General features: G+C 68.3%; 20 protein-coding genes. 14 read left to right on the forward strand and 6 right to left on the reverse strand.

The window, feature by feature from the left end; all coding sequences use genetic code 11:
- Nucleotides 1–13: 13 nt before the first annotated feature.
- Both FR943_RS11285 and FR943_RS11290 read right to left on the reverse strand, forming a co-directional pair.
- Nucleotides 14–592 carry a DUF3515 domain-containing protein gene (locus FR943_RS11285; protein WP_217156968.1) on the reverse strand — a complete coding sequence of 193 codons (579 nt, stop codon included), beginning with the start codon at nt 590–592 and terminating at the stop codon, nt 14–16.
- Nucleotides 593–602: 10 nt separating this feature from the next.
- Complete coding sequence (locus tag FR943_RS11290) at nt 603–845, reverse strand: Lrp/AsnC ligand binding domain-containing protein (RefSeq protein ID WP_217156971.1); 243 nt, start codon at nt 843–845, stop codon at nt 603–605.
- Nucleotides 846–962: 117 nt separating this feature from the next.
- On the opposite strand from FR943_RS11290, the gene FR943_RS11295 reads away from it, so the two are divergent.
- Nucleotides 963–1,943, forward strand: a complete 981-nt coding sequence (locus tag FR943_RS11295; protein ID WP_217158158.1) for a thiamine-phosphate kinase — start codon at nt 963–965, stop codon at nt 1,941–1,943.
- Between the two features lie 24 nt (nt 1,944–1,967).
- Nucleotides 1,968–2,678 carry a uracil-DNA glycosylase gene (locus tag FR943_RS11300; protein ID WP_217156973.1) on the forward strand — a complete coding sequence of 237 codons (711 nt, stop codon included), beginning with the start codon at nt 1,968–1,970 and terminating at the stop codon, nt 2,676–2,678.
- Between the two features lie 5 nt (nt 2,679–2,683).
- Here the strand turns inward: FR943_RS11300 and FR943_RS11305 are convergent, their stop codons facing one another.
- Complete coding sequence (locus FR943_RS11305; RefSeq protein WP_217156975.1) at nt 2,684–2,977, reverse strand: hypothetical protein; 294 nt, start codon at nt 2,975–2,977, stop codon at nt 2,684–2,686.
- A gap of 122 nt (nt 2,978–3,099) precedes the next feature.
- Nucleotides 3,100–3,294: a 50S ribosomal protein L28 gene (rpmB, locus tag FR943_RS11310; RefSeq protein WP_217156977.1), complete on the reverse strand. Its 195-nt coding sequence runs from the start codon at nt 3,292–3,294 to the stop codon at nt 3,100–3,102.
- Nucleotides 3,295–3,553: 259 nt separating this feature from the next.
- On the opposite strand from rpmB, the gene FR943_RS11315 reads away from it, so the two are divergent.
- From FR943_RS11315 to FR943_RS11325, 3 genes are read left to right on the forward strand one after another with little or no spacing between them, the layout of a single operon-like run.
- Nucleotides 3,554–5,176 carry a fatty acid kinase ATP-binding subunit FakA gene (locus tag FR943_RS11315; RefSeq protein ID WP_217156979.1) on the forward strand — a complete coding sequence of 541 codons (1,623 nt, stop codon included), beginning with the start codon at nt 3,554–3,556 and terminating at the stop codon, nt 5,174–5,176.
- The gene (gene recG / locus FR943_RS11320) at nt 5,176–7,398 is read left to right on the forward strand and encodes an ATP-dependent DNA helicase RecG (protein ID WP_217156981.1); all 2,223 of its coding nucleotides are present in this window, start codon (nt 5,176–5,178) and stop codon (nt 7,396–7,398) included. Before FR943_RS11315 ends, recG begins: the two co-directional genes overlap by 1 nt.
- A 29-nt stretch (nt 7,399–7,427) precedes the next feature.
- Nucleotides 7,428–8,102: an HNH endonuclease family protein gene (locus FR943_RS11325; RefSeq protein WP_218045616.1), complete on the forward strand. Its 675-nt coding sequence runs from the start codon at nt 7,428–7,430 to the stop codon at nt 8,100–8,102.
- Between the two features lie 16 nt (nt 8,103–8,118).
- Here FR943_RS11325 and FR943_RS11330 read toward each other — a convergent pair whose 3' ends face one another.
- Both FR943_RS11330 and FR943_RS11335 read right to left on the reverse strand, forming a co-directional pair.
- Nucleotides 8,119–8,961 carry an aldo/keto reductase gene (locus FR943_RS11330; protein ID WP_217156985.1) on the reverse strand — a complete coding sequence of 281 codons (843 nt, stop codon included), beginning with the start codon at nt 8,959–8,961 and terminating at the stop codon, nt 8,119–8,121.
- A gap of 6 nt (nt 8,962–8,967) precedes the next feature.
- On the reverse strand, nt 8,968–9,795 hold the full coding sequence (locus tag FR943_RS11335) for an aldo/keto reductase (RefSeq protein WP_217158160.1): 828 nt from the start codon (nt 9,793–9,795) through the stop codon (nt 8,968–8,970).
- A gap of 13 nt (nt 9,796–9,808) precedes the next feature.
- Between FR943_RS11335 and FR943_RS11340 the strand changes: the two genes are divergently transcribed.
- The 9 genes from FR943_RS11340 to rnc all read left to right on the forward strand — a co-directional run bounded on the left by FR943_RS11340 (nt 9,809) and on the right by rnc (nt 19,271).
- On the forward strand, nt 9,809–10,945 hold the full coding sequence (locus tag FR943_RS11340) for an alpha/beta hydrolase (protein WP_217156988.1): 1,137 nt from the start codon (nt 9,809–9,811) through the stop codon (nt 10,943–10,945).
- Between the two features lie 27 nt (nt 10,946–10,972).
- Nucleotides 10,973–11,803: a DsbA family protein gene (locus FR943_RS11345; RefSeq protein ID WP_217156989.1), complete on the forward strand. Its 831-nt coding sequence runs from the start codon at nt 10,973–10,975 to the stop codon at nt 11,801–11,803.
- Nucleotides 11,800–12,423, forward strand: coding sequence for a vitamin K epoxide reductase family protein (locus tag FR943_RS11350; RefSeq protein ID WP_217156991.1), 624 nt, complete (start codon nt 11,800–11,802; stop codon nt 12,421–12,423). The genes FR943_RS11345 and FR943_RS11350 overlap by 4 nt, the downstream gene beginning before the upstream one ends.
- 34 nt (nt 12,424–12,457) lie before the next feature.
- The gene (locus FR943_RS11355; RefSeq protein WP_217156994.1) at nt 12,458–15,877 is read left to right on the forward strand and encodes a pyruvate carboxylase; all 3,420 of its coding nucleotides are present in this window, start codon (nt 12,458–12,460) and stop codon (nt 15,875–15,877) included.
- Entirely contained in the window at nt 15,874–16,431 is a 558-nt protein-coding gene (gene rsmD, locus FR943_RS11360) for a 16S rRNA (guanine(966)-N(2))-methyltransferase RsmD (RefSeq protein ID WP_217158163.1), read from the forward strand. Before FR943_RS11355 ends, rsmD begins: the two co-directional genes overlap by 4 nt.
- A 26-nt stretch (nt 16,432–16,457) precedes the next feature.
- Entirely contained in the window at nt 16,458–16,931 is a 474-nt protein-coding gene (gene coaD, locus FR943_RS11365; RefSeq protein WP_217157002.1) for a pantetheine-phosphate adenylyltransferase, read from the forward strand.
- A 168-nt stretch (nt 16,932–17,099) separates the two neighbouring features.
- On the forward strand, nt 17,100–17,837 hold the full coding sequence (gene sepIVA, locus FR943_RS11370; RefSeq protein ID WP_217157004.1) for a cell division protein SepIVA: 738 nt from the start codon (nt 17,100–17,102) through the stop codon (nt 17,835–17,837).
- A 67-nt stretch (nt 17,838–17,904) separates the two neighbouring features.
- A complete protein-coding gene (locus FR943_RS11375) occupies nt 17,905–18,522 on the forward strand; it encodes a YceD family protein (protein ID WP_217157006.1) in 618 nt (205 codons plus the stop codon).
- Nucleotides 18,519–19,271 carry a ribonuclease III gene (rnc, locus tag FR943_RS11380; RefSeq protein ID WP_217157013.1) on the forward strand — a complete coding sequence of 251 codons (753 nt, stop codon included), beginning with the start codon at nt 18,519–18,521 and terminating at the stop codon, nt 19,269–19,271. The genes FR943_RS11375 and rnc overlap by 4 nt, the downstream gene beginning before the upstream one ends.
- The last annotated feature ends 4 nt before the right edge of the window (nt 19,272–19,275 follow it).

Below are 19,275 nucleotides of genomic sequence, written 5' to 3' on the forward strand. Positions count from 1 at the left end.
CGCACGCCAGGGTTCAGCGCGCCGGGGCCGGAACGGGCTCCTGGGCGGGCATGGTGCGGGCGATCTGCCCGGAGATCTGCTGAATGGGTGTCGGTCCCGAGCCCGCCGGCAGGGTGAGCGCCACGTAGACCGGGCGATCCACCGCGTACCAGGTGCTACGACCCTGATCTTCGGCGTAGGCCGCCGGGCTGCCCGCACCGGAATCGCCCACCCGGAACCACTGGATCTCATCGACCACCTGCAATGGGGTGCCCACCACAAAATCTGTGGGCCGTTCCAGTCCGCAGCGCAGGACCACCGGTTCGGCGTCCGGTTCGGCCCGCCAGGCCGCGGTCCCCGGCGGCGTCGGGTCGACCGTCGGGGCACGCCGGAAATCGCCGAGCTGCTGGGGCAGCGCGTTGAGCAGGTCGTGGCAGTGGGCGCTGTCGGCCTGCGGCGCGGGGATCGACGGGATGGCGACGGGTCGCTGCTGCGGGGAACGCTGGCGTGACGCCGCGATACCGAGGACGGTGATCAGCACCGAAACCGCAACGACGATTGCCGCGATCAGCAGCGCGCGGGGCGGTCCATCGGAGGCGGGCGACTCGGTCACACCACCAACTCTATGGCCGGTCGGGGTCGGCGATGGGGCAGGTCAGGGTTCGAGTGATCCCGGCGACCTGTTGCACTGCCGGGATCACGTCCGATTGCAGCCCGGCCGGCGTGTCGGCGCTGATGCGCAGGACCACGTCGTAGGGGCCGGTCACGTACTCCGCGGACACCACGCCGGGCAGCGCGGCGAGTTGCTTGGCGACGACTTCGGCGCGGCCCACCTCGGTCTGGATCAGCACATAAGCCTCCACCACCGGCTGTCTCCTCCGTCTCGCTGCATAAACTGCTGGCCGCAGGCACCAAACGTACCGCAGGTCCGGTCCGGGCTCAGGACGCGGCAGCGACCGGCAGGAGGCGATGTGACCAGGGACATGACCGGCGAGGATTCCGGTGCGGACACCGGCGACACCTTGGCGACGGCCGGGGAATTCGTCGTCATCGACCGGTTGGTGGCCGGGCGCAGGCAGGCTGGTGCCGTCACGTTGGGCCCCGGCGACGACGCGGCGGTGGTGACCGCAGGTGACGGGCGCACCGTGGTGTCCACCGACATGCTGGTGCAGGACCGCCACTTCCGGCTGGACTGGTCCGCGCCGCGCGACGTCGGGCGCAAGGCGATCGCCCAGAACGCCGCCGACATCGAGGCGATGGGCGGCCGGGCCACGGCCTTCGTGGTGGCGTTCGGCGCCCCCGCGGACACCTCGGTCGCGGCCGCGACCGAGCTCACCGACGGGCTGTGGGCCGAGGCGGCACTGCTGGACGCCAGCATCGCCGGCGGTGATCTGGTGCGCGCCCCGCTGTGGGTGCTCTCGGTCACCGTGCTCGGGGATCTCGGCGGCCGGGCTCCGGTGCGGCGCAGTGGGGCCCGGCCCGGCGACACGGTGGCGGTCACGGGTGAACTGGGGCGGTCGGCCGCCGGCCACGCACTGTACGAGCACGGGGTCGACGGGCCGGCCGGATTCGCCGAACTGCGCCGCCGGCACCTGACCCCGCAGCCGCCGTATGGGCAGGGTGTGGTGGCCGCCGATGCCGGGGCCACCGCGATGACGGACGTGTCCGACGGCCTGCTGGCCGACCTGGGCCACATCGCGACGGCGTCGGGAGCCGGCATCGATCTGGACGGCAGCAGTTTCGACGGTGATCGGCGAGCGGTCGCCGAAGCCGCCGCCGCGGTGGGCGGCGACCCGTGGGATTGGGTGCTCGGCGGCGGGGAGGACCACGCCCTGGTGGCGACGTTCCCCGGTGCGCCACCGCCCGGGTGGCGGGCCGTCGGCCGGGTGGTCGATGGCCCGGTCGCGGTGCTTGTCGACGGCGCGCCGTGGGCGGGAAACCCGGGATGGCAATCGTTTGACTGACGGTTCGCGCTAGGTTGGCTTCTCGTGACGACGGATGCGAGGAGTAGTTCCACCGGGGCCCGCCCGCTCAACGAACTCATCGAGGAGGGTTGGGCCCGTGCGCTGGAGCCGGTCGTACCGCACGTCGCCGGAATGGGAGAGTTCCTCCGCGACGAGCTGGCCGCCGGCCGACGTTATCTGCCGGCCGGACCGAATGTCCTGCGCGCCTTCACGTTTCCGTTCGATCAGGTGCGGGTACTGATCGTCGGTCAGGATCCGTACCCGACACCCGGGCACGCCGTGGGCCTCAGCTTCTCGGTGGGCGCCGACGTGCGTCCGCTGCCGCGCAGCTTGTCGAACATCTTCACGGAGTACTCGCAGGATTTGGGCTACCCACCGCCGGCCAACGGCGACCTGACCCCCTGGGCGCAGCGTGGGGTGCTGCTGCTGAACCGTGTGCTCACGGTGTCCCCGGGCACGCCGGCTTCCCACCGCGGAAAGGGGTGGGAGGCGGTGACCGAGTGCGCGATCCGTGCGCTGGTCGCACGTCGGCAGCCGATGGTGGCGGTGCTGTGGGGGCGCGACGCGTCGACGCTCAAACCGCTACTCGCCGAGGGGGACTGCGCGACGATCGAATCGCCACACCCGTCTCCGCTGTCGGCGTCCCGCGGGTTCTTCGGGTCACGCCCGTTCAGTCGTGCCAACGAGCTGCTGCAAGAGAAGGGCGCCGAGCCGATCGACTGGCGGTTGCCCTGAGTCGATCAGGGGCCGGGGACGGCCGGCGGCGCGGGGATCGGCGGTGGGGAGGGAATGCCCGGCGACGGGATCTCGATGGTGACGTCCCCGCCGTCGTCAGGGCCGGAGGTCGGTACCTCCGCCGGCGGTGATTCCGGGGCGGGCGACACCGGCGTCTCGACGCCAGGAGTTTCGATGACGGTGGTCTCGGTGTGGGTGACCGACGTCTCCGAGGTCGCGGGCAGCTCGGTCGTGGTGGTGTCGCTGTCCGAATCGTTGCCTGCGCATGCGGCCAGCACTGAGCCGGCCGCAACAGCCACAGCAAACACGTAGAGCGGTGAGTGTGATGCACGACATAGGATCATGACGGCAGGACATACCCTGCCCACCACTGGAGTAAACAACGGAACCGCGCCCGGACCGGACGCGAATGCGCGCGACGTCAGCCGCGCGAGACCTTGCCGGCCTTGATGCAGGAGGTGCAGGCGTTCACGCGCTGCTTGTTGCCACCCGGACGCGACACGGTGCGCACCGACTGGATGTTCGGGTTCCAGCGCCGGCTGGTCCGCCGATGCGAGTGCGACACCGACTTACCGAAGCCCGGGGCCTTTCCGCAGATATCGCACACGGCAGCCATATCAACAACTCCTCGAAATCAGTCCTTGGGGGGTTGGGCCCGCTCGCCGCAGAACGACGGGGCTCGACCCGACAACCTGATCAGGATACCGGGAGCCCAGGGGATCGCCAAAACGGGCTGTGAACACGGCTTCAGGTTGTCCACAGCCAACGGTGCTCTGATCGGATTTGTCCCCGGCACTGGATAGGCTGGCGCCCACGCGGCGAGCGCGCCGCGCGGTGGGAATTCTGTCGGGATGTGATGGGGATTGGGAGGTCCGATGTCGACTCGACGGCTGGATGCCCATGCGTTGCGGGTCTGGGCTCACACTGCCGTCGACGATCTGATCGTCCACACCGACGAGATCAACCGGCTCAACGTCTTCCCGGTGGCCGATGCCGATACCGGGACGAACATGCTGTTCACGATGCGTTCGGCGTGGGCGCATGTCGACGCGGAGCCGGCCGGCAGCGACATCACCGCAGTGGCGGGCGCGCTGGCGGCGGGGGCGTTGCACGGCGCCCGCGGCAATTCGGGGGTGATCCTGTCGCAGATCCTGCTCGGTCTGGCCGAGGTGATCACCGCGGCGGCGGCGCAGCGTGACGGCGATCTGTCGGCGGTCGACGGGGTGTTGTTCGGTGCGGCGCTGCGTCACGCCGGCGCGTTGGTGGTCACCTCGATGGGCGAGCCGGTGGCGGGCACGATCGTGTCGGTGCTGCAGGCGGCGGCCGAGGGTGCCGAGCACTGCGCGGCCGAAGGCGGCGACGTCGCCGATGCCGCGGCCGCCGCCGGCGATGCCGCGGCCGTCGCGCTCGACCGCACCCCCGAGCAACTCGACGTGTTGGCCAGGGCCGGCGTGGTCGATTCCGGCGGTCGTGGGCTGCTCGTGCTGCTCGACGCGATGACCGTCACCCTGACCGGGCACGCGCCGCGTCGGCCGGCGTACACCCCGGCCGCACCGCAACCCACGCTGGACGCTCCCGCGCCGCCGCAGTTCGAGGTCATGTATCTGTTGAGCGGCTGCGGTGCCGCCGCGGTCGAGGGGTTGCGGGCCACGCTGGATCAGATGGGTGAATCGGTGGCCATCGCCACCTCGGGCGGCGATCAGTACTCGGTACATGTCCATGTGGACGACGCCGGCGCGGCGGTGGAGGCCGGTCTTGCGGTCGGGACCCTGACCCGCATTCAGATCACCGCGCTGACGGGTGCGGTGGGCGCCCGGCCGGCCGGCGGGTGGGCCCGCGAGCGGGCGGTGCTGGCCGTCGTGGACGGGGACGGCGCGGCCGCACTGTTCGCCGGCGAGGGAGCCCACGTGCTGCGGCCCGACGATGGTGAGCCGATCAGCGCCCAGCAGTTGCTGCGTGCCCTGATCGACGTGGGGGCGGCCCAGGTCATGGTGCTGCCCAACGGATACGTGGCCGCCGAGGAACTCGTGGCCGGTTGCACGGCCGCGATCGGCTGGGGCATCGACGTGGTGCCGGTGCCGGCCGGTTCGATGGTGCAGGGTTTGGCCGCGCTGGCCGTGCACGACGCGGGCAGGCAGGCCGTCGACGACGGGTACACCATGGCGCAGGCCGCCGCAGGCGCCCGCCACGGTGCGGTGCGGATCGCCACCGAGGAGGCGTTGACCTGGGCTGGCGCGTGTAAGCCTGGCGACGGGTTGGGTATCAGCGGTGATGAGGTGCTGATCGTCGGGCCCGACGTGACTGCGGCTGCTGCCGGTCTGATCGACCTGATGATGGTGGCCGGCGGGGAGCTCATCACCGTGCTGACCGGCCAGGACGTCGACGACACGGTCGGGGAGGCGCTGCGGGCGCACGTACACCGCGCGCATCTGGGCGCCGAGCTGGTCACCTACCGCACCGGCCACCGCGGCGACGCTCTGCTGATCGGGGTGGAGTAGTGGCCACGCTGGGTGATCGGCTGGACTTCGTCCTCGGCAAGAAGGGCGCCGACAAGCTCTTCGACAATTTCGGCCTGCGCACCGTCAACGACCTGCTGCGGCACTATCCGCGCAAGTACAGCGAGGGGATGTCGGTTCGCGGTGAGGACGACGCCCTCGATCTCACCGAGGGCGAGCACGTCACGTTCGTCGACGTGGTGACCGACACCAAGGACGGGTTGATGCGCAGTCAACCCGGCAAGCGTGCCCGCAAATGGCTGCGCGTCACCCTGGGAGAACACCGGCCGAAGGTGACCGCCACGTTCTTCAACGCCGGCTGGATGATCGACCAGCTGCCCACCGGTACTCGGATCATGTTGTCGGGCGAGGTCGGATTCTTCAAGGGCGCAATGCAATTGACGCATCCGGCCTATCTGGTGCTGGATTCCCCGACCGGCAAGACTCCTGGTAGCAAAGCGATGAAGGCCATCGCCACCAGCTCAGGAGCGACCGGCGACGAATTACTGTCGGCGTTCGAGCGGGATTTCTTCCCGATCTATCCGGCCAGCGCCAAGGTGCAGAGCTGGGACATCTACGCCTGCGTGCGTCAGGTGCTGGACGTGCTCGACCCGGTCGCCGATCCACTTCCGGAATCCTTTGTGCGGGAGCGGGATCTGATGAGCGAGGACGAGGCGTTACGGGCCATCCATCTGGCCGAGAACTCGGTCGACCGGGTCCGGGCCATCGAGCGGCTGACCTACGACGAGGCGATCGGCCTGCAATGGGGTCTGGTGGCACGGCGCTACGGCGAGCTCAGCGAATCCGGGCCCGTTGCACCGCGCAGCACCGACGGTCTTGCCGCCGCGATGGCGACCCGCCTGCCGTTCGAGCTCACGCAGGGCCAGGCCGAGGTGCTCGAAGTGATCTCGGATGAACTGGCCTCGACGCGGCCCATGAACCGGATGCTGCAGGGTGAGGTCGGCTCCGGTAAGACGATCGTCTCGGTGCTGGCCATGCTGCAGATGGTCGACGCCGGCTACCAGTGTGCCCTGCTGGCGCCGACCGAAGTGCTTGCCGCCCAACATGCCCGGTCGGTCCGAGACGTGCTGGGGCCGCTGGCCATGGCCGGGCAGCTCGGTGGGGCCGAGTACGGTACCCGGGTTGCACTGCTGACGGGTTCGATGACGCTGCAGCAGAAGCGTGAGGTTCGCGGCGAGGTGGCTTCCGGCGCGGCCGGCATCGTGATCGGCACCCACGCGCTGCTGCAGGACGCGGTGGAATTCCACAACCTCGGGATGGTCGTGGTCGACGAGCAACACCGATTCGGCGTGGAGCAGCGGGATACCCTGCGCGCCAAGGCACGTGACGGGGTGACCCCCCACCTGTTGGTGATGACCGCGACGCCGATTCCGCGCACGGTGGCACTGACCGTCTACGGTGACCTGGAAACCTCGACGTTGCGTGAGCTTCCGCGCGGTCGTCAGCCCATCACCACCAACACCATCTTCGTCACGCAGAAGCCGACGTGGCTGGACCGGGCCTGGGCCCGGATCCGGGAGGAAGTCGGCGCCGGTCGTCAGGCCTACGTGGTGGCCTCGCGCATCGACGAATCTGACAAGGTCAGCGGCGAAGGCGGCCCACCGCCGATCACGGTCCACGAGTTGTTCGACCGGCTCGGCGCGGGGCCGTTGGCGGGGTTGCGGCTCGGCCTCATGCACGGCCGGCTGTCCGGTGACGAGAAGGACCTGGTGATGGCCGCGTTCCGCGCGGGGGAGATCGATGTTCTGGTGTGCACCACGGTGATCGAGGTCGGTGTCGACGTCCCCAATGCCACCGTCATGGTGGTGATGGATTCCGATCGTTTCGGTGTCAGCCAGCTCCATCAGCTGCGCGGCCGGATCGGTCGCGGTCAGCATCCCAGCCTGTGTCTGCTCGCCACCCGGCTCCCGGAGACCTCGAAGGCGGGCGAACGGATCAAGGCTGTCGCCGCCACACTCGACGGGTTCGCCCTGGCCGATCTCGACCTGCGGGAGCGTCGTGAGGGGGATGTGCTGGGGCTCAACCAGTCCGGGCGCACGATCAATCTGCGGTTCCTGTCACTGGCCGATCATCTGGGCGTGATCACCGATGCCCGTGAGTTCTGCGAATCGCTGTATGAGAAGCGGCCTGACGATCCCGGCATGGCGCTGTTGGCAGCCCAATTCGTCGACACCGACCGCGTCGAATACCTGGACAAGGCGTGAGAGGGCGACGGCTGTGGTGGTTGGCCGCGATGGTCGGCCTCACGGTGCTGGTGGCCGTTCAGGTGGTCTCGTCGACGCAGCGTCAGGCGGGTTTCGCCGCGCAGGCGCAGGTTCCGACGATCGCGCCGGGGGCGGACGTCTTGGCCGGGGTGGCGCTGATCCCGGAACGGGTGCGCGGCAACGATTATCGGCGGGCTGCGTTCGGTGAGGCCTGGGACGACGACAACGCCGCCCCCGGCGGGCACAACGGCTGCGACACCCGCAACGACATCCTCGCTCGGGATCTGACCGACAAGACGTTCGTGGCGATCAAACGCTGCCCGTCCGCGGTGGCCACCGGCACACTGCACGATCCCTACACGAACGCGGTGGTGTCGTTCGTGCGGGGTAATCAGACCGGCGCCGCGGTGCAGATCGATCACCTCGTGCCGTTGGCGCTGGCCTGGGATCTCGGGGCGCGCGGGTGGCCGGAGGCGCTGCGTCTGCGGTTCGCCAACGACCCGGCCAATCTGCTGGCCGTCGCCGGTAAACCCAACCAGGACAAGGGCGATCAGGAGCCGGCCCACTGGATGCCGCCCAATCGGGCGTTCTGGTGCCAGTACGCGGTGCAGTTCGCCGAGGTGTTGCGCGGCTACGCGCTACCGATCGATGCCGCGTCGGCGGGGGTGCTGCGCGAGGCCGCGGGCAGCTGCCCCACGGCCTGACTTTCCTCGCCGAGCATTACCCCGTGAAAGTCGCCGGGTCGGGCCGGAACCGGGTGCCATTGTCGAGACTGTCGAGCGCCGCGATCTCGTCGCCGGTCAGCTCGAAGCCGAACACGTCGAGATTGGATGCGATGCGCTCGGGCTTGGTGGAGCGGGAGATCACCACGTTGCCCAGCTGGATGCTCCATCGGATCAGCACCTGCGCCGGGGTCTTGCCGTGCGCGTCGGCGATGGCGGTGACCGCCGGGTTGTCGAGCAGGTTGCCGACGCCGAGCGGGCTGTAGGCCTCGGTGACGACGTTGTGTTCGGCATTGGCTGCGCGCCAGGCGCTCTGATTGAGCAGCGGGTGCAGCTCGATCTGGTTGACCGCGGGGGTGACGAACGTCAGGCCGACGATGGTCGACAGGTTCTCGGGGCTGAAATTGGCCACCCCGGTGGACAGCGCCAGCCCCTCCTGCTTGAGCGCCATCAACCCGCCCCAACTGTCGACGTACTTGCCGGTGTCGACGCCGGGCCAGTGGATCAGGTACAGGTCCACGTAATCGAGGCCGAGCCGCTCCAGGCTGGCGCGCCCGGCATCCTGGGATGACTTGAACCCCAGGTCGGGGAGGGCCAGCTTGGTGGTGACCGAAATCTCCTCGCGCGGGATGCCCGACGCCGCGATGGCCCGGCCGACGCCGGCCTCGTTGCCGTAGGCGGCCGCTGTGTCGATCAGCCGGTGACCGGCTGCCAGCGCGGCGGACACCGTCTGCTCGGCCTCGGAATCCGAGAGCCCGCCGACACCGAGTCCGACGACGGGCATCGTACGGCCGTCGTTGAGCGTGACGGTGGGGATCGCGGCCGCGGCCGAGGAGGTCATGTCTGCCTATCCTGTGAAGTTGAAGGTTCGCGGATCTGGTCCCAGGCGGGTGCCCGTGTCGAGCGATGCGATCGCCGTCATGTCCGCTTCGGTCAGATCGAAATCGAACACGTCGAAATTGCTCACAATCCGCTCTGGGTTCACCGACTTGGGGATGACGATATTACCCAGGTGGATATGCCACCTAATCAGTACCTGGGCGGGAGTTTTGCCGTGCTGTTCGGCGATGCCGCCGATCACCGGGTCGGCGAGCAACGAGCCCTGGCCCAGCGGGCTCCACGCCTCGGTCGCGATCCCCAGCCGGGCGTGCACCTCGCGCAGCTCGTGCTGCGGGAACAGCGGGTGCAGCTCGATCTGGTTGACGGCGGGCACGATGCCGGTGGAGTCGATGAGCACGTCGAGGTGCTCGGGTTCGAAATTGCTGACCCCGATGGAGCGGACGCGGCCCTGATCGCGCAGATGCGCGAAGGCTTTGAACGTGTCGACGTAGGCGTTGTTGGCGGGCACCGGCCAGTGGATGAGATACAGGTCGAGGTAGTCCACCCCGAGCCGGTCCAGGCTGGCGTCGAACGCGGCGAGCGTCGAGTCGTAGCCCTGGTCGCTGTTCCACAGTTTGGTCACCAGGAAGACGTCCTGGCGTGCCACCCCGGAATTGGCCAGTCCGCGGCCGGTTTCGGTCTCGTTGCGGTAGGCGGCGGCAGTGTCGATGTGACGGTAGCCGGCCTGCAGGGCCGCGGTGACCGCGCGTTCGGTGTCCTCGGCAGGGGTCTGCCAAACTCCCAACCCGACCTGTGGGATCGAATTACCGTCGTTGAGCGTGACACGAGGATTCACTGAGGGAGCAGCCATGACTGAAAGTCTGCCAGGCGGGCAGGCGATACGCGGCAGGGACGGCATGACCCGCGACGCGGTCCGAGCGCTGCTGCTCGCGCGGGCCACCAAGTTCACCCTCGCGGCGATTCCGCGGATCTCCGACCGCCGCAAGCGTCTGCTGCTGGGTGGGCGTTCGGTAACCGTCGACGGCAACACCCTCGACACCACACTGCAGTTCACCCTGGCCGCCGAACATGCCGCCGGCGTCGGCGGGCTCGTCGCCGACCACAGCCCGGAAGGCGGTGTCGCGGTGTCGCGGGCCGCGCTGCGGGCCACGGCGGGCATGATGCGACCGCGGATCGACGCCGATGTGTCCAGCATTTCCATTCCCGGGCCGGCCGGGCCGATCCCGGCGCGCCGGTATGTTCCCGACGGCAGCGGCTCCGCGCCGACCCCGGCGCTGCTGCTGTACTTCCACGGCGGCGGATTCGTGCTGGGGGACCTGGACACCCACGACAGCCTGTGCCGGCTGATCTGCCGGGACGGCGGAATCCAGGTGGTCTCGGTGGACTACCGGTTGGCTCCCGAGCACAAGGCGCCGGCGGCGGTCGACGACGCCTATGCCGCCTATCAATGGGCACTCGACCATGCCGCCGGCCTGGGCGCCACGCGGGTGCTGGTCGGCGGCGACAGTGCCGGTGGCAACCTGGCCGCGGTGGTGACCCAGCAGGCCCGCGACTCCGAATTACCGCTGCCTGCGCTGCAGTTGCTGCTCTACCCGGTCACCGACTGGTCGAGCGACACGCGATCCAAGACGTTGTTCGCCGACGGCTACTTCCTGACCAAGCGCGACATGGACTGGTTCGCCGGTCACTACCTCGACGGTGCCGAGGTGGTCGCCGCCGATCCGCTGGTATCGCCCCTGCTGAGCGAGGATCTGTCCGGCCTGCCGCCGGCTTTGGTCGTCACGGCCGGGTTTGACCCGTTGCGTGACGAGGGCAACCGCTACGCGCGGGCGCTGCGCGACGCCGGAGTGGTGGTGGACTTGCGTGAAGAGCGGTCGCTGATCCACGCATTTGCCAATTTCTTCCCGCTCGGCGGCGGCAGTGCCACCGCGACGAGTGCGATGATCTCGGCCCTGCGCGCACATCTCAGCCACGCCGAAAGCTGACTCGTCGCCGCCGGTACGCTGGTCGACGTGGCCAAACCGAAGAAGACCGCGAAGTACGACCTCAAGGCGGCGGACCGCAAGCGCAATCTGTTCGTCCAGATCGGGCTGACAGCCGTGGTGGTGCTGTTCGCGGTCGGCCTGGTGCTCTACATCGTGATGACCGGTGAGAAGCGTCCGGCCGCCGGCGAGGCCAGGGCCATCCACGTGGCCGCGCCCAATGTGATCACCAAAGACGGCACGTCGGAGTCCAAGGTGACGCTGGGCATCTTCGAGGACTTCCTCTGTCCGGCGTGCGGCCAGTTCGAGAACGCGTTCGGCCCGACCATCAACAAGCTGATCGACAGCGGCGCGGTGGCCGCCGATTACCACATGGTGGCGATCCTGGACAAGGCCGGCAACGGCTATTCGTCGCGGGCGGGCGGGGCCGCGTACTGCGTGGCAGACGAATCCGTGGAGGCATTCCGCCGGTTCCACTCCGCGCTCTTCACCCCTGGAATTCAGCCGGAGGAGGGTGGCGGTGTCTATCCGGACAACGCCCGGATCATCGAGTTGGCCCGTCAGGCCGGCGCTGCCGGGGGCGTGCCCGACTGCATCACCAAGGGTCGTTACGTGGAGATGGTGCAAGGGATGGCCGCTGCGGCCGGCGTGCACGGGACACCGAGCGTGAAGATCAACGGCGAGGATTACCAGTGGAGCACGCCTGACGCGCTGGTCGCGAAGGTCAAAGAGATCGTCGGCGACCTCCCCGAGCTGAAGAGCGCGGCTCCCGCCCCGGCTGCTCCCGCTCCGGCCGCTCCTGCCGCACCCGCCCCGGCCCCTGCCGCGCCGGCTCCCGCCCCGGCGCCGGCCAGGCCATGACCGAAACGTCCGCCGAACTCGACGAACCGGGAACCGATGCGTCCCCGGGTGTCGGTGTGGGCCGGGCCAGTGCGCTCTGGATTTTGATTGCCGGGGTGCTCGGTCTGGCGGCGGCGATGGCGCTGACCATCGAGAAGATCGAGCTGTTGATCGATCCCTCGTACGTGCCGACCTGCAGCATCAACCCGGTGATCTCGTGTGGATCGGTGATGTCCACTCCGCAGGCGGCGGTCTTCGGATTTCCCAACTCGCTGATCGGGGTCGTCGCCTTCACGCTGACCCTGGTCACCGGCGTGCTGGCGGTCGCCGGTGTGCGGTTGCCCCGCTGGTACTGGATCGGCTTCGCCGTGGGCACCCTGGCCGGTGCGGTCATGGTGCACTGGCTGATCTTCGAGAGCCTGTACCGCATCGGTGCGCTGTGCCCGTACTGCATGGTGGTGTGGTCGGTGACGATCCCGCTGCTGGTGGTGGTGGGTTCGATCGCGTTGCGGCCGCTGCACGCCAACGCGGTGGCCGCAACGATCTACCAGTGGCGCTGGTCGATCGTGGCGCTCTGGTTCACCTCACTTGTGCTGTTGATCCTGGTGCGTTTCTGGGAATACTGGTCAACGCTGCTGTAACACTTCAGAAATAACTTGGCGGTTAGGTCTACGCGTGATTTCCAAACTGTTAGTCGCCAATCGTGGCGAGATCGCGATCCGTGCGTTCCGTGCTGCCTACGAGATGGGCATCGCGACCGTGGCGGTGTACCCGTACGAGGATCGCAATTCGCTGCACCGCCTCAAGGCGGATGAGTCGTACCAGATCGGTGAGATCGGGCATCCGGTACGGGCGTACCTGTCGGTGGACGAGATCATCAGGGTCGCCCAGCATTCCGGTGCGGATGCGGTGTATCCGGGTTACGGGTTCCTGTCGGAGAATCCGGAACTGGCGGCTGCCTGCGCGGTGGCCGGAATCACCTTTGTCGGGCCGTCGGCTGAAGTCCTGGAACTGACCGGCAACAAGGCGCGGGCCATCGATGCGGCGCGGGCGGCCGGATTGCCGGTGCTGGCGTCCTCGGCGCCGTCGTCGTCGGTGGATGAATTGCTCGCCGCGGCACGGGATATGGAATTCCCGCTGTTCGTCAAGGCGGTATCCGGTGGTGGCGGGCGCGGGATGCGCCGGGTCACCGACGCCGAGGCGTTGGCCGAGGCCGTGGAAGCGGCGTCGCGTGAGGCGGAGTCGGCGTTCGGCGATCCGGCGGTGTACCTGGAGCAGGCGGTGATCAATCCGCGCCACATCGAGGTGCAGATCCTGGCCGACACCCAAGGGCACGTGATGCACCTGTTCGAGCGGGACTGCAGCGTGCAACGGCGGCACCAGAAGGTGATCGAGCTGGCGCCGGCCCCAAACCTGGATCCGGCTCTGCGCGAACGCATTTGCGCCGATGCGGTGGCGCTCGCCCGCCAGATCGGCTACAGCTGCGCGGGCACCATCGAGTTCCTGCTCGACGAGCGCGGTCACCACGTTTTCATCGAGTGCAACCCACGGATTCAGGTGGAGCACACGGTGACCGAGGAGATCACCGATGTCGATCTGGTCGGTTCGCAGTTGCGCATCGCCGCGGGCGAGACGCTGGCCGATCTGGGCCTGAGCCAGGACACCCTGGTCATTCGCGGGGCTGCCATGCAGTGCCGGATCACCACCGAGGACCCGGCCAACGGTTTCCGGCCGGACACCGGCCGGATCACCGCGTACCGCTCGCCCGGTGGCGCCGGCATCCGGCTGGACGGCGGTTCGAATCTGGGCGCGGAAATTTCGGCGCACTTCGACTCCATGCTGGTCAAGCTGACGTGTCGGGGGCGGGATTTCTCCACCGCGGTGGCCCGGGCCCGGCGTGCCCTTGCCGAGTTCCGGATCCGCGGGGTCTCGACGAACATCCCGTTCTTGCAGGCGGTGATCGATGATCCGGATTTCCGGGCCGGGCGGGTCACCACCTCGTTCATCGATGATCGTCCGCAGCTGCTCACCGCGCACACGCCGGCCGATCGTGGCACCAGGATTCTGAACTACCTGGCCGACGTCACGGTGAACAAGCCCAACGGTGAGCGGCCGACGGGGGTGTACCCGCAAGACAAGCTGCCGGCCCTGGACCTGTCTTCGGTGCCGCAGGCCGGCTCCAAGCAGCGTTTGGTGGAGTTGGGCCCGGAGGGGTTCGCGCGGTGGATGCGTGACAGCAAGGCCGTCGGGGTCACCGATACCACGTTCCGCGACGCTCATCAGTCGTTGCTGGCCACCCGGTTGCGCTCCACCGGTCTGCTCAAGGTCGCGCCGTATGTGTCTCGGATGATGCCGCAGCTGCTGTCCATCGAATGTTGGGGTGGGGCAACGTACGACGTAGCACTGCGCTTCCTGAAAGAGGACCCATGGGAGCGGCTGGCCGCGCTGCGTGAAGCAGTGCCCAACATCTGTCTGCAGATGTTGTTGCGGGGTCGCAACACCGTGGGCTACACCCCGTATCCGGAGTTGGTGACGTCGGCGTTCGTGGAGGAAGCGGCGGCGACTGGCATTGACATCTTCCGGATCTTCGATGCGCTCAACAATGTCGAGTCGATGCGCCCGGCCATCGACGCGGTGCGTGAGACGGGCACCACGATCGCCGAGGTGGCGATGTCCTACACCGGGGATCTGTCCGACCCCAGGGAGAATCTGTACACGCTCGACTACTACCTCAAGCTGGCCGAGCAGATCGTCGAGGCCGGTGCCCATGTGCTCGCGATCAAGGACATGGCCGGTCTGCTGCGGCCACATTCGGCGCACCAACTGGTCAGTGCCCTGCGGTCGCGTTTCGATCTGCCGGTGCATATGCACACCCATGACACCCCGGGTGGACAGTTGGCGACGTACCTGGCGGCCTGGCAGGCCGGGGCGTCGGCGGTCGACGGTGCGGCGGCACCGTTGGCGGGCACGACGAGTCAGCCGGCGTTGTCCTCGATCGTGGCCGCGGCAGCGCACACCGAGTACGACACCGGGTTGTCGTTGGATGCGGTGTGCGATCTTGAGCCGTACTGGGAGGCGCTGCGCAAGGTTTATGCCCCGTTCGAATCGGGGTTGCCGTCTCCCACCGGCCGGGTCTACACCCACGAGATTCCCGGTGGGCAGCTGAGCAATCTGCGTCAGCAGGCGATCGCGCTGGGACTCGGGGACCGGTTCGAGGAGATCGAGGCGAATTACGCTGCCGCCGACCGCATCCTGGGCCGGTTGGTGAAGGTGACCCCGTCGAGCAAGGTGGTGGGGGACCTGGCGCTGGCGTTGGTGGGTGCGGGTGTCAGTGCCGAGGAGTTCGCTTCCGATCCGGCGCGCTACGACATCCCCGACAGCGTGATCGGTTTCCTGCGTGGCGAACTCGGCGATCCGCCGGGCGGCTGGCCGGAACCGTTGCGCACCAAGGCGCTTGAGGGTCGCGGGCCGGCCAAGCCGATCCAGGACCTCTCCGTCGAGGACGAGGCACTGTTGTCGGCACCGGGGCCCAAGCGGCAGGCAGCGCTGAACCGGCTGTTGTTCCCCGGCCCCACCAAAGAATTCGAGGCGCACCGCGAAACCTACGGTGACACGTCCGGTCTGAGCGCCAACCAGTTCTTCTATGGGCTGCGCTACGGCGAGGAGCACCGTGTCGAGTTGGAACGCGGCGTGCAGTTGCTGATCGGGTTGGAAGCCATCTCCGATGCCGACGAGCGTGGCATGCGCACCGTGATGTGCATCCTCAACGGTCAGTTGCGGCCGATCACCGTGCGTGACCGCAGCATCGCCAGTGAGGTTCCGGCGGCCGAGAAGGCCGACCGCAACAATCCCGATCATGTGGCGGCACCGTTCGCCGGGGTGGTCACCGTCGGCGTCGTCGCCGGGGACACTGTGGAGGCCGGAGCCACGATCGCCACCATCGAGGCGATGAAGATGGAGGCTGCCATCACCGCACCCAGGGCCGGCATCGTGGAGCGGGTCGCGGTGGCTCCCACCGCGCAGGTCGAAGGCGGTGACCTGCTGGTCGTGGTCGGTTCGGAGCGCAGGAGCGACGCGACCGGGGAATCGATCTGACCCGCATCATCGCCGGGGAACTGGGCGGGCGGCGCCTTCGGGTGCCCTCGGGTCAAGGGACACGGCCGACCTCTGACCGGGTTCGCGAAGCGTTGTTCAACGCGCTGACCGCCCGGTTGGATTTCGCCGGCATGTCGGTCCTGGACCTGTACGCCGGTTCGGGAGCGCTTGGCCTGGAGGCACTTTCGCGCGGCGCGGCCTCGGCGACGTTTGTCGAGGCCGATCACCGCGCGGCCGCGGTCATCGCCGACAACATCGCCGCCCTGGGGGTCCGGGCCGCCACGGTGCGCCGCGGCAGCGTCGAGACGGTGCTGGCGGCGGGAACCGCCCGGCCATTCGATCTGGTGCTCGCCGACCCGCCCTATGACCTCGACGCCGCTGCCGTCGACGCGATGGTCGCGGTGTTGGCCGCGGCCGGCTGGGTGCGCCGGGGTTCGGTGGTGCTGATCGAGCGACGGGCATCGAGTTTGCCGGTGACCTGGCCCGCGGGTTGGGACGTGTTGAGCAGCCGTCGCTACGGTGACACCCGGGTGGAACTGGCCGAGGTGGGGTAGGGCGACGACCTGTAGCGTCGTCACCCATGAGTGGTGCGGTATGCCCGGGCTCCTTCGACCCGGTGACCCTTGGCCATGTCGACGTCTTCGAGCGTGCGGCCGCACAGTTCGACGAGGTGGTGGTGGCGGTTCTGGTGAACCCCAACAAGAAGGGGATGTTCGACCTCGGCGAGCGGATGGCGATGATCGCCGAATCGACCACACACCTGCCCAATCTGCGGGTGGAGTCCGGTCAGGGCCTGGTGGTCGACTTCGTCAAGGCGCATGGCCTGACCGCGATCGTCAAAGGCCTGCGCACCGGTACCGACTTCGAGTACGAGCTGCAGATGGCGCAGATGAACAAGCATGTGGCCGGGGTCGACACCTTCTTCGTGGCCACCACGCCGCAGTACTCGTTCGTGTCGTCGTCGTTGGCCAAGGAGGTGGCCTCCCTGGGCGGGGACGTGTCGGCTCTGCTGCCCGAGCCGGTGAATCGCCGGTTGCAGGAGAAGCTGGCCTAGGCTCCGGCGACGAACGGCTCGTGGTCGAGTTCTCGCCGGGATTTCGCGCACAAGCCAACGCTCGGCGGGCAAACAAGCTCGTGCGCGACACACCGATTGTGCTCCCCAGTCACAGGCGTAACACCAGGCACACTGGTCACTAACAAACGACGCCTGGAGGGTTCTGCCGTGTACCGAGTTTTTGAAGCGCTCGACGAGCTCGGCGCGATCGTCGAAGAAGCGCGTGGTGTGCCGATGACCGCCGGCTGTGTGGTGCCGCGTGGTGATGTGCTCGAGCTGATCGATGACATCAAGGACGCCATCCCGGGTGAACTCGACGACGCGCAGGACGTGCTCGACGCCCGTGATTCGCTGTTGCGGGAAGCCAAGGAGCACTGCGAGTCGGTGATGTCGAAGTCCAATGCCGACGCCGACGGCATGCTCAACCACGCCAGGGGTGAGGCCGACCGGGTGCTCGCCGAGGCCAAGGCCCAGGCGGACCGGATGGTCGCCGAAGCCCGCCAGCACAGTGAGCGCATGGTCGGTGAGGCCCGCGAAGAGGCGGCTCGCCTGGCGGCCGTGGCGAAGCGGGAGTACGACGCGAGCACGGGCCGGGCCAAGACCGAAGCCGACCGCCTGATCGAGAACGGCAACCTGGCCTACGAGAAAGCCGTCCAGGAGGGCATCAAGGAGCAGCAGCGGCTGGTGTCGCAGACCGAGATCGTCTCGACCGCGACTGCCGAGGCCACCCGGCTCATCGACGCGGCGCACGCGGAAGCCGACCGGCTGCGCGGGGAGTGCGACATCTACGTGGACAGCAAACTCGCCGAGTTCGAGGACTTCCTCAACGGCACGTTGCGGTCGGTGGGGCGCGGGCGCCACCAGCTACGTACCACCGCGGGCACCCACGACTACGCCACCCGCTGAGGGCCCGACCGATACCCGGTCCCAACGTGCGTCGTGACGGGTCCTGCCGCCGCCGTAGGATTGATTCATGGCGACTCATGCGAGATCGGGCAGGCAGGGAGGATCTGGACGGGCCGGTGTTTCCCGATCGCCGCTGGTGATCGATGTGGCGAGACTGGGCCGGCGGCCTGGTTCACTGCTGACGCATCGGGAGACTGTGCCCAGCCCGGTCCGGATCGGCGCGGAACTGATCGCCATCGAACAGGGCGCGCCGCTGGACCTCGACCTGCAGCTGCAGTCGGTCTCGGAGGGAGTGCTGGTCAGCGGGACCGTCTCGGCCCCCACGGTCGGTGAATGTGCGCGTTGTCTGACCCCGATCACCGGTGACGTCGAGATCGGTCTCACCGAGTTGTACGCCTACCCGGACAGCGCCACTGACGAGACGACCGAGGCCGACGAAGTCGGCCGGGTGGGTTCCAGTGGCCAGGCCGACACGGTCGACCTGGAACAACCGATCATCGACGCGGTCGGACTGGCCTTGCCGTTCTCGCCGCTGTGCCGCCCGGACTGCCCCGGGCTGTGCCCCGACTGCGGTGTTGCCCTGGCCAACGCAGAGCCGGGGCATCATCACGACAAGATCGATCCCCGCTGGGCCAAGCTGGCCGCGATGCTGCCCACCGAGAAGCGGCCCGGGGGAGAGAAGTGACCGATTCGCATGCCGCACTGCTCGAAGCGCTGGGCATCGAACTGCCGTCCGACCTGCTCACCATCGCGCTGACCCATCGCAGCTACTCCTACGAGAACGGCGGGATCCCGACCAACGAGCGGTTGGAGTTCCTCGGGGACGCGGTGCTGGGATTGACCATCACCGAGGAGCTCTATCACCGTCATCCCGATCGCTCGGAGGGGGATCTGGCCAAGCTGCGGGCCAGTATCGTCAACACCCAGGCGCTGGCCGACGTCGGTCGCGGCCTGACCGATTGCGGGCTGGGCAGCCACCTGCTGCTGGGCAAGGGGGAGGAGAATTCCGGGGGCGCCGACAAGTCCAGCATTCTCGCTGACGGTGTCGAATCCCTGCTCGGCGCAATCTATTTGCAACACGGCCTGACCACCGTCCGCGAGGTGATCCTGCGGCTGTTCGGTGAACTGCTCGACACCGCTCCCACCCTGGGCGCCGGCCTGGACTGGAAGAGCAGTCTGCAGGAGCTGACCGCCTCCCGCGGGCTCGGTGCGCCCTGCTACGTGGTGACCTCCACCGGCCCCGATCACGACAAGGAATTCTCGGCGGCCGTGGTGGTCGGCGACGTCGAATACGGCCGAGGTGTGGGGCGGAACAAGAAAGAAGCCGAGCTCAAAGCGGCGGCCGCGGCCTGGAACGCGCTCGACACCGCCGTCGACAAAGCCGTGGACGCAGCCGGCGACAAGGCCGTCGACAACGCCCTCGACAATGCGTGAGCAC

It is taken from the genome of [Mycobacterium] fortunisiensis (assembly GCF_019050325.1).
GTDB classification, from domain to species: Bacteria; Actinomycetota; Actinomycetes; order Mycobacteriales; family Mycobacteriaceae; genus Mycobacterium; species Mycobacterium fortunisiensis.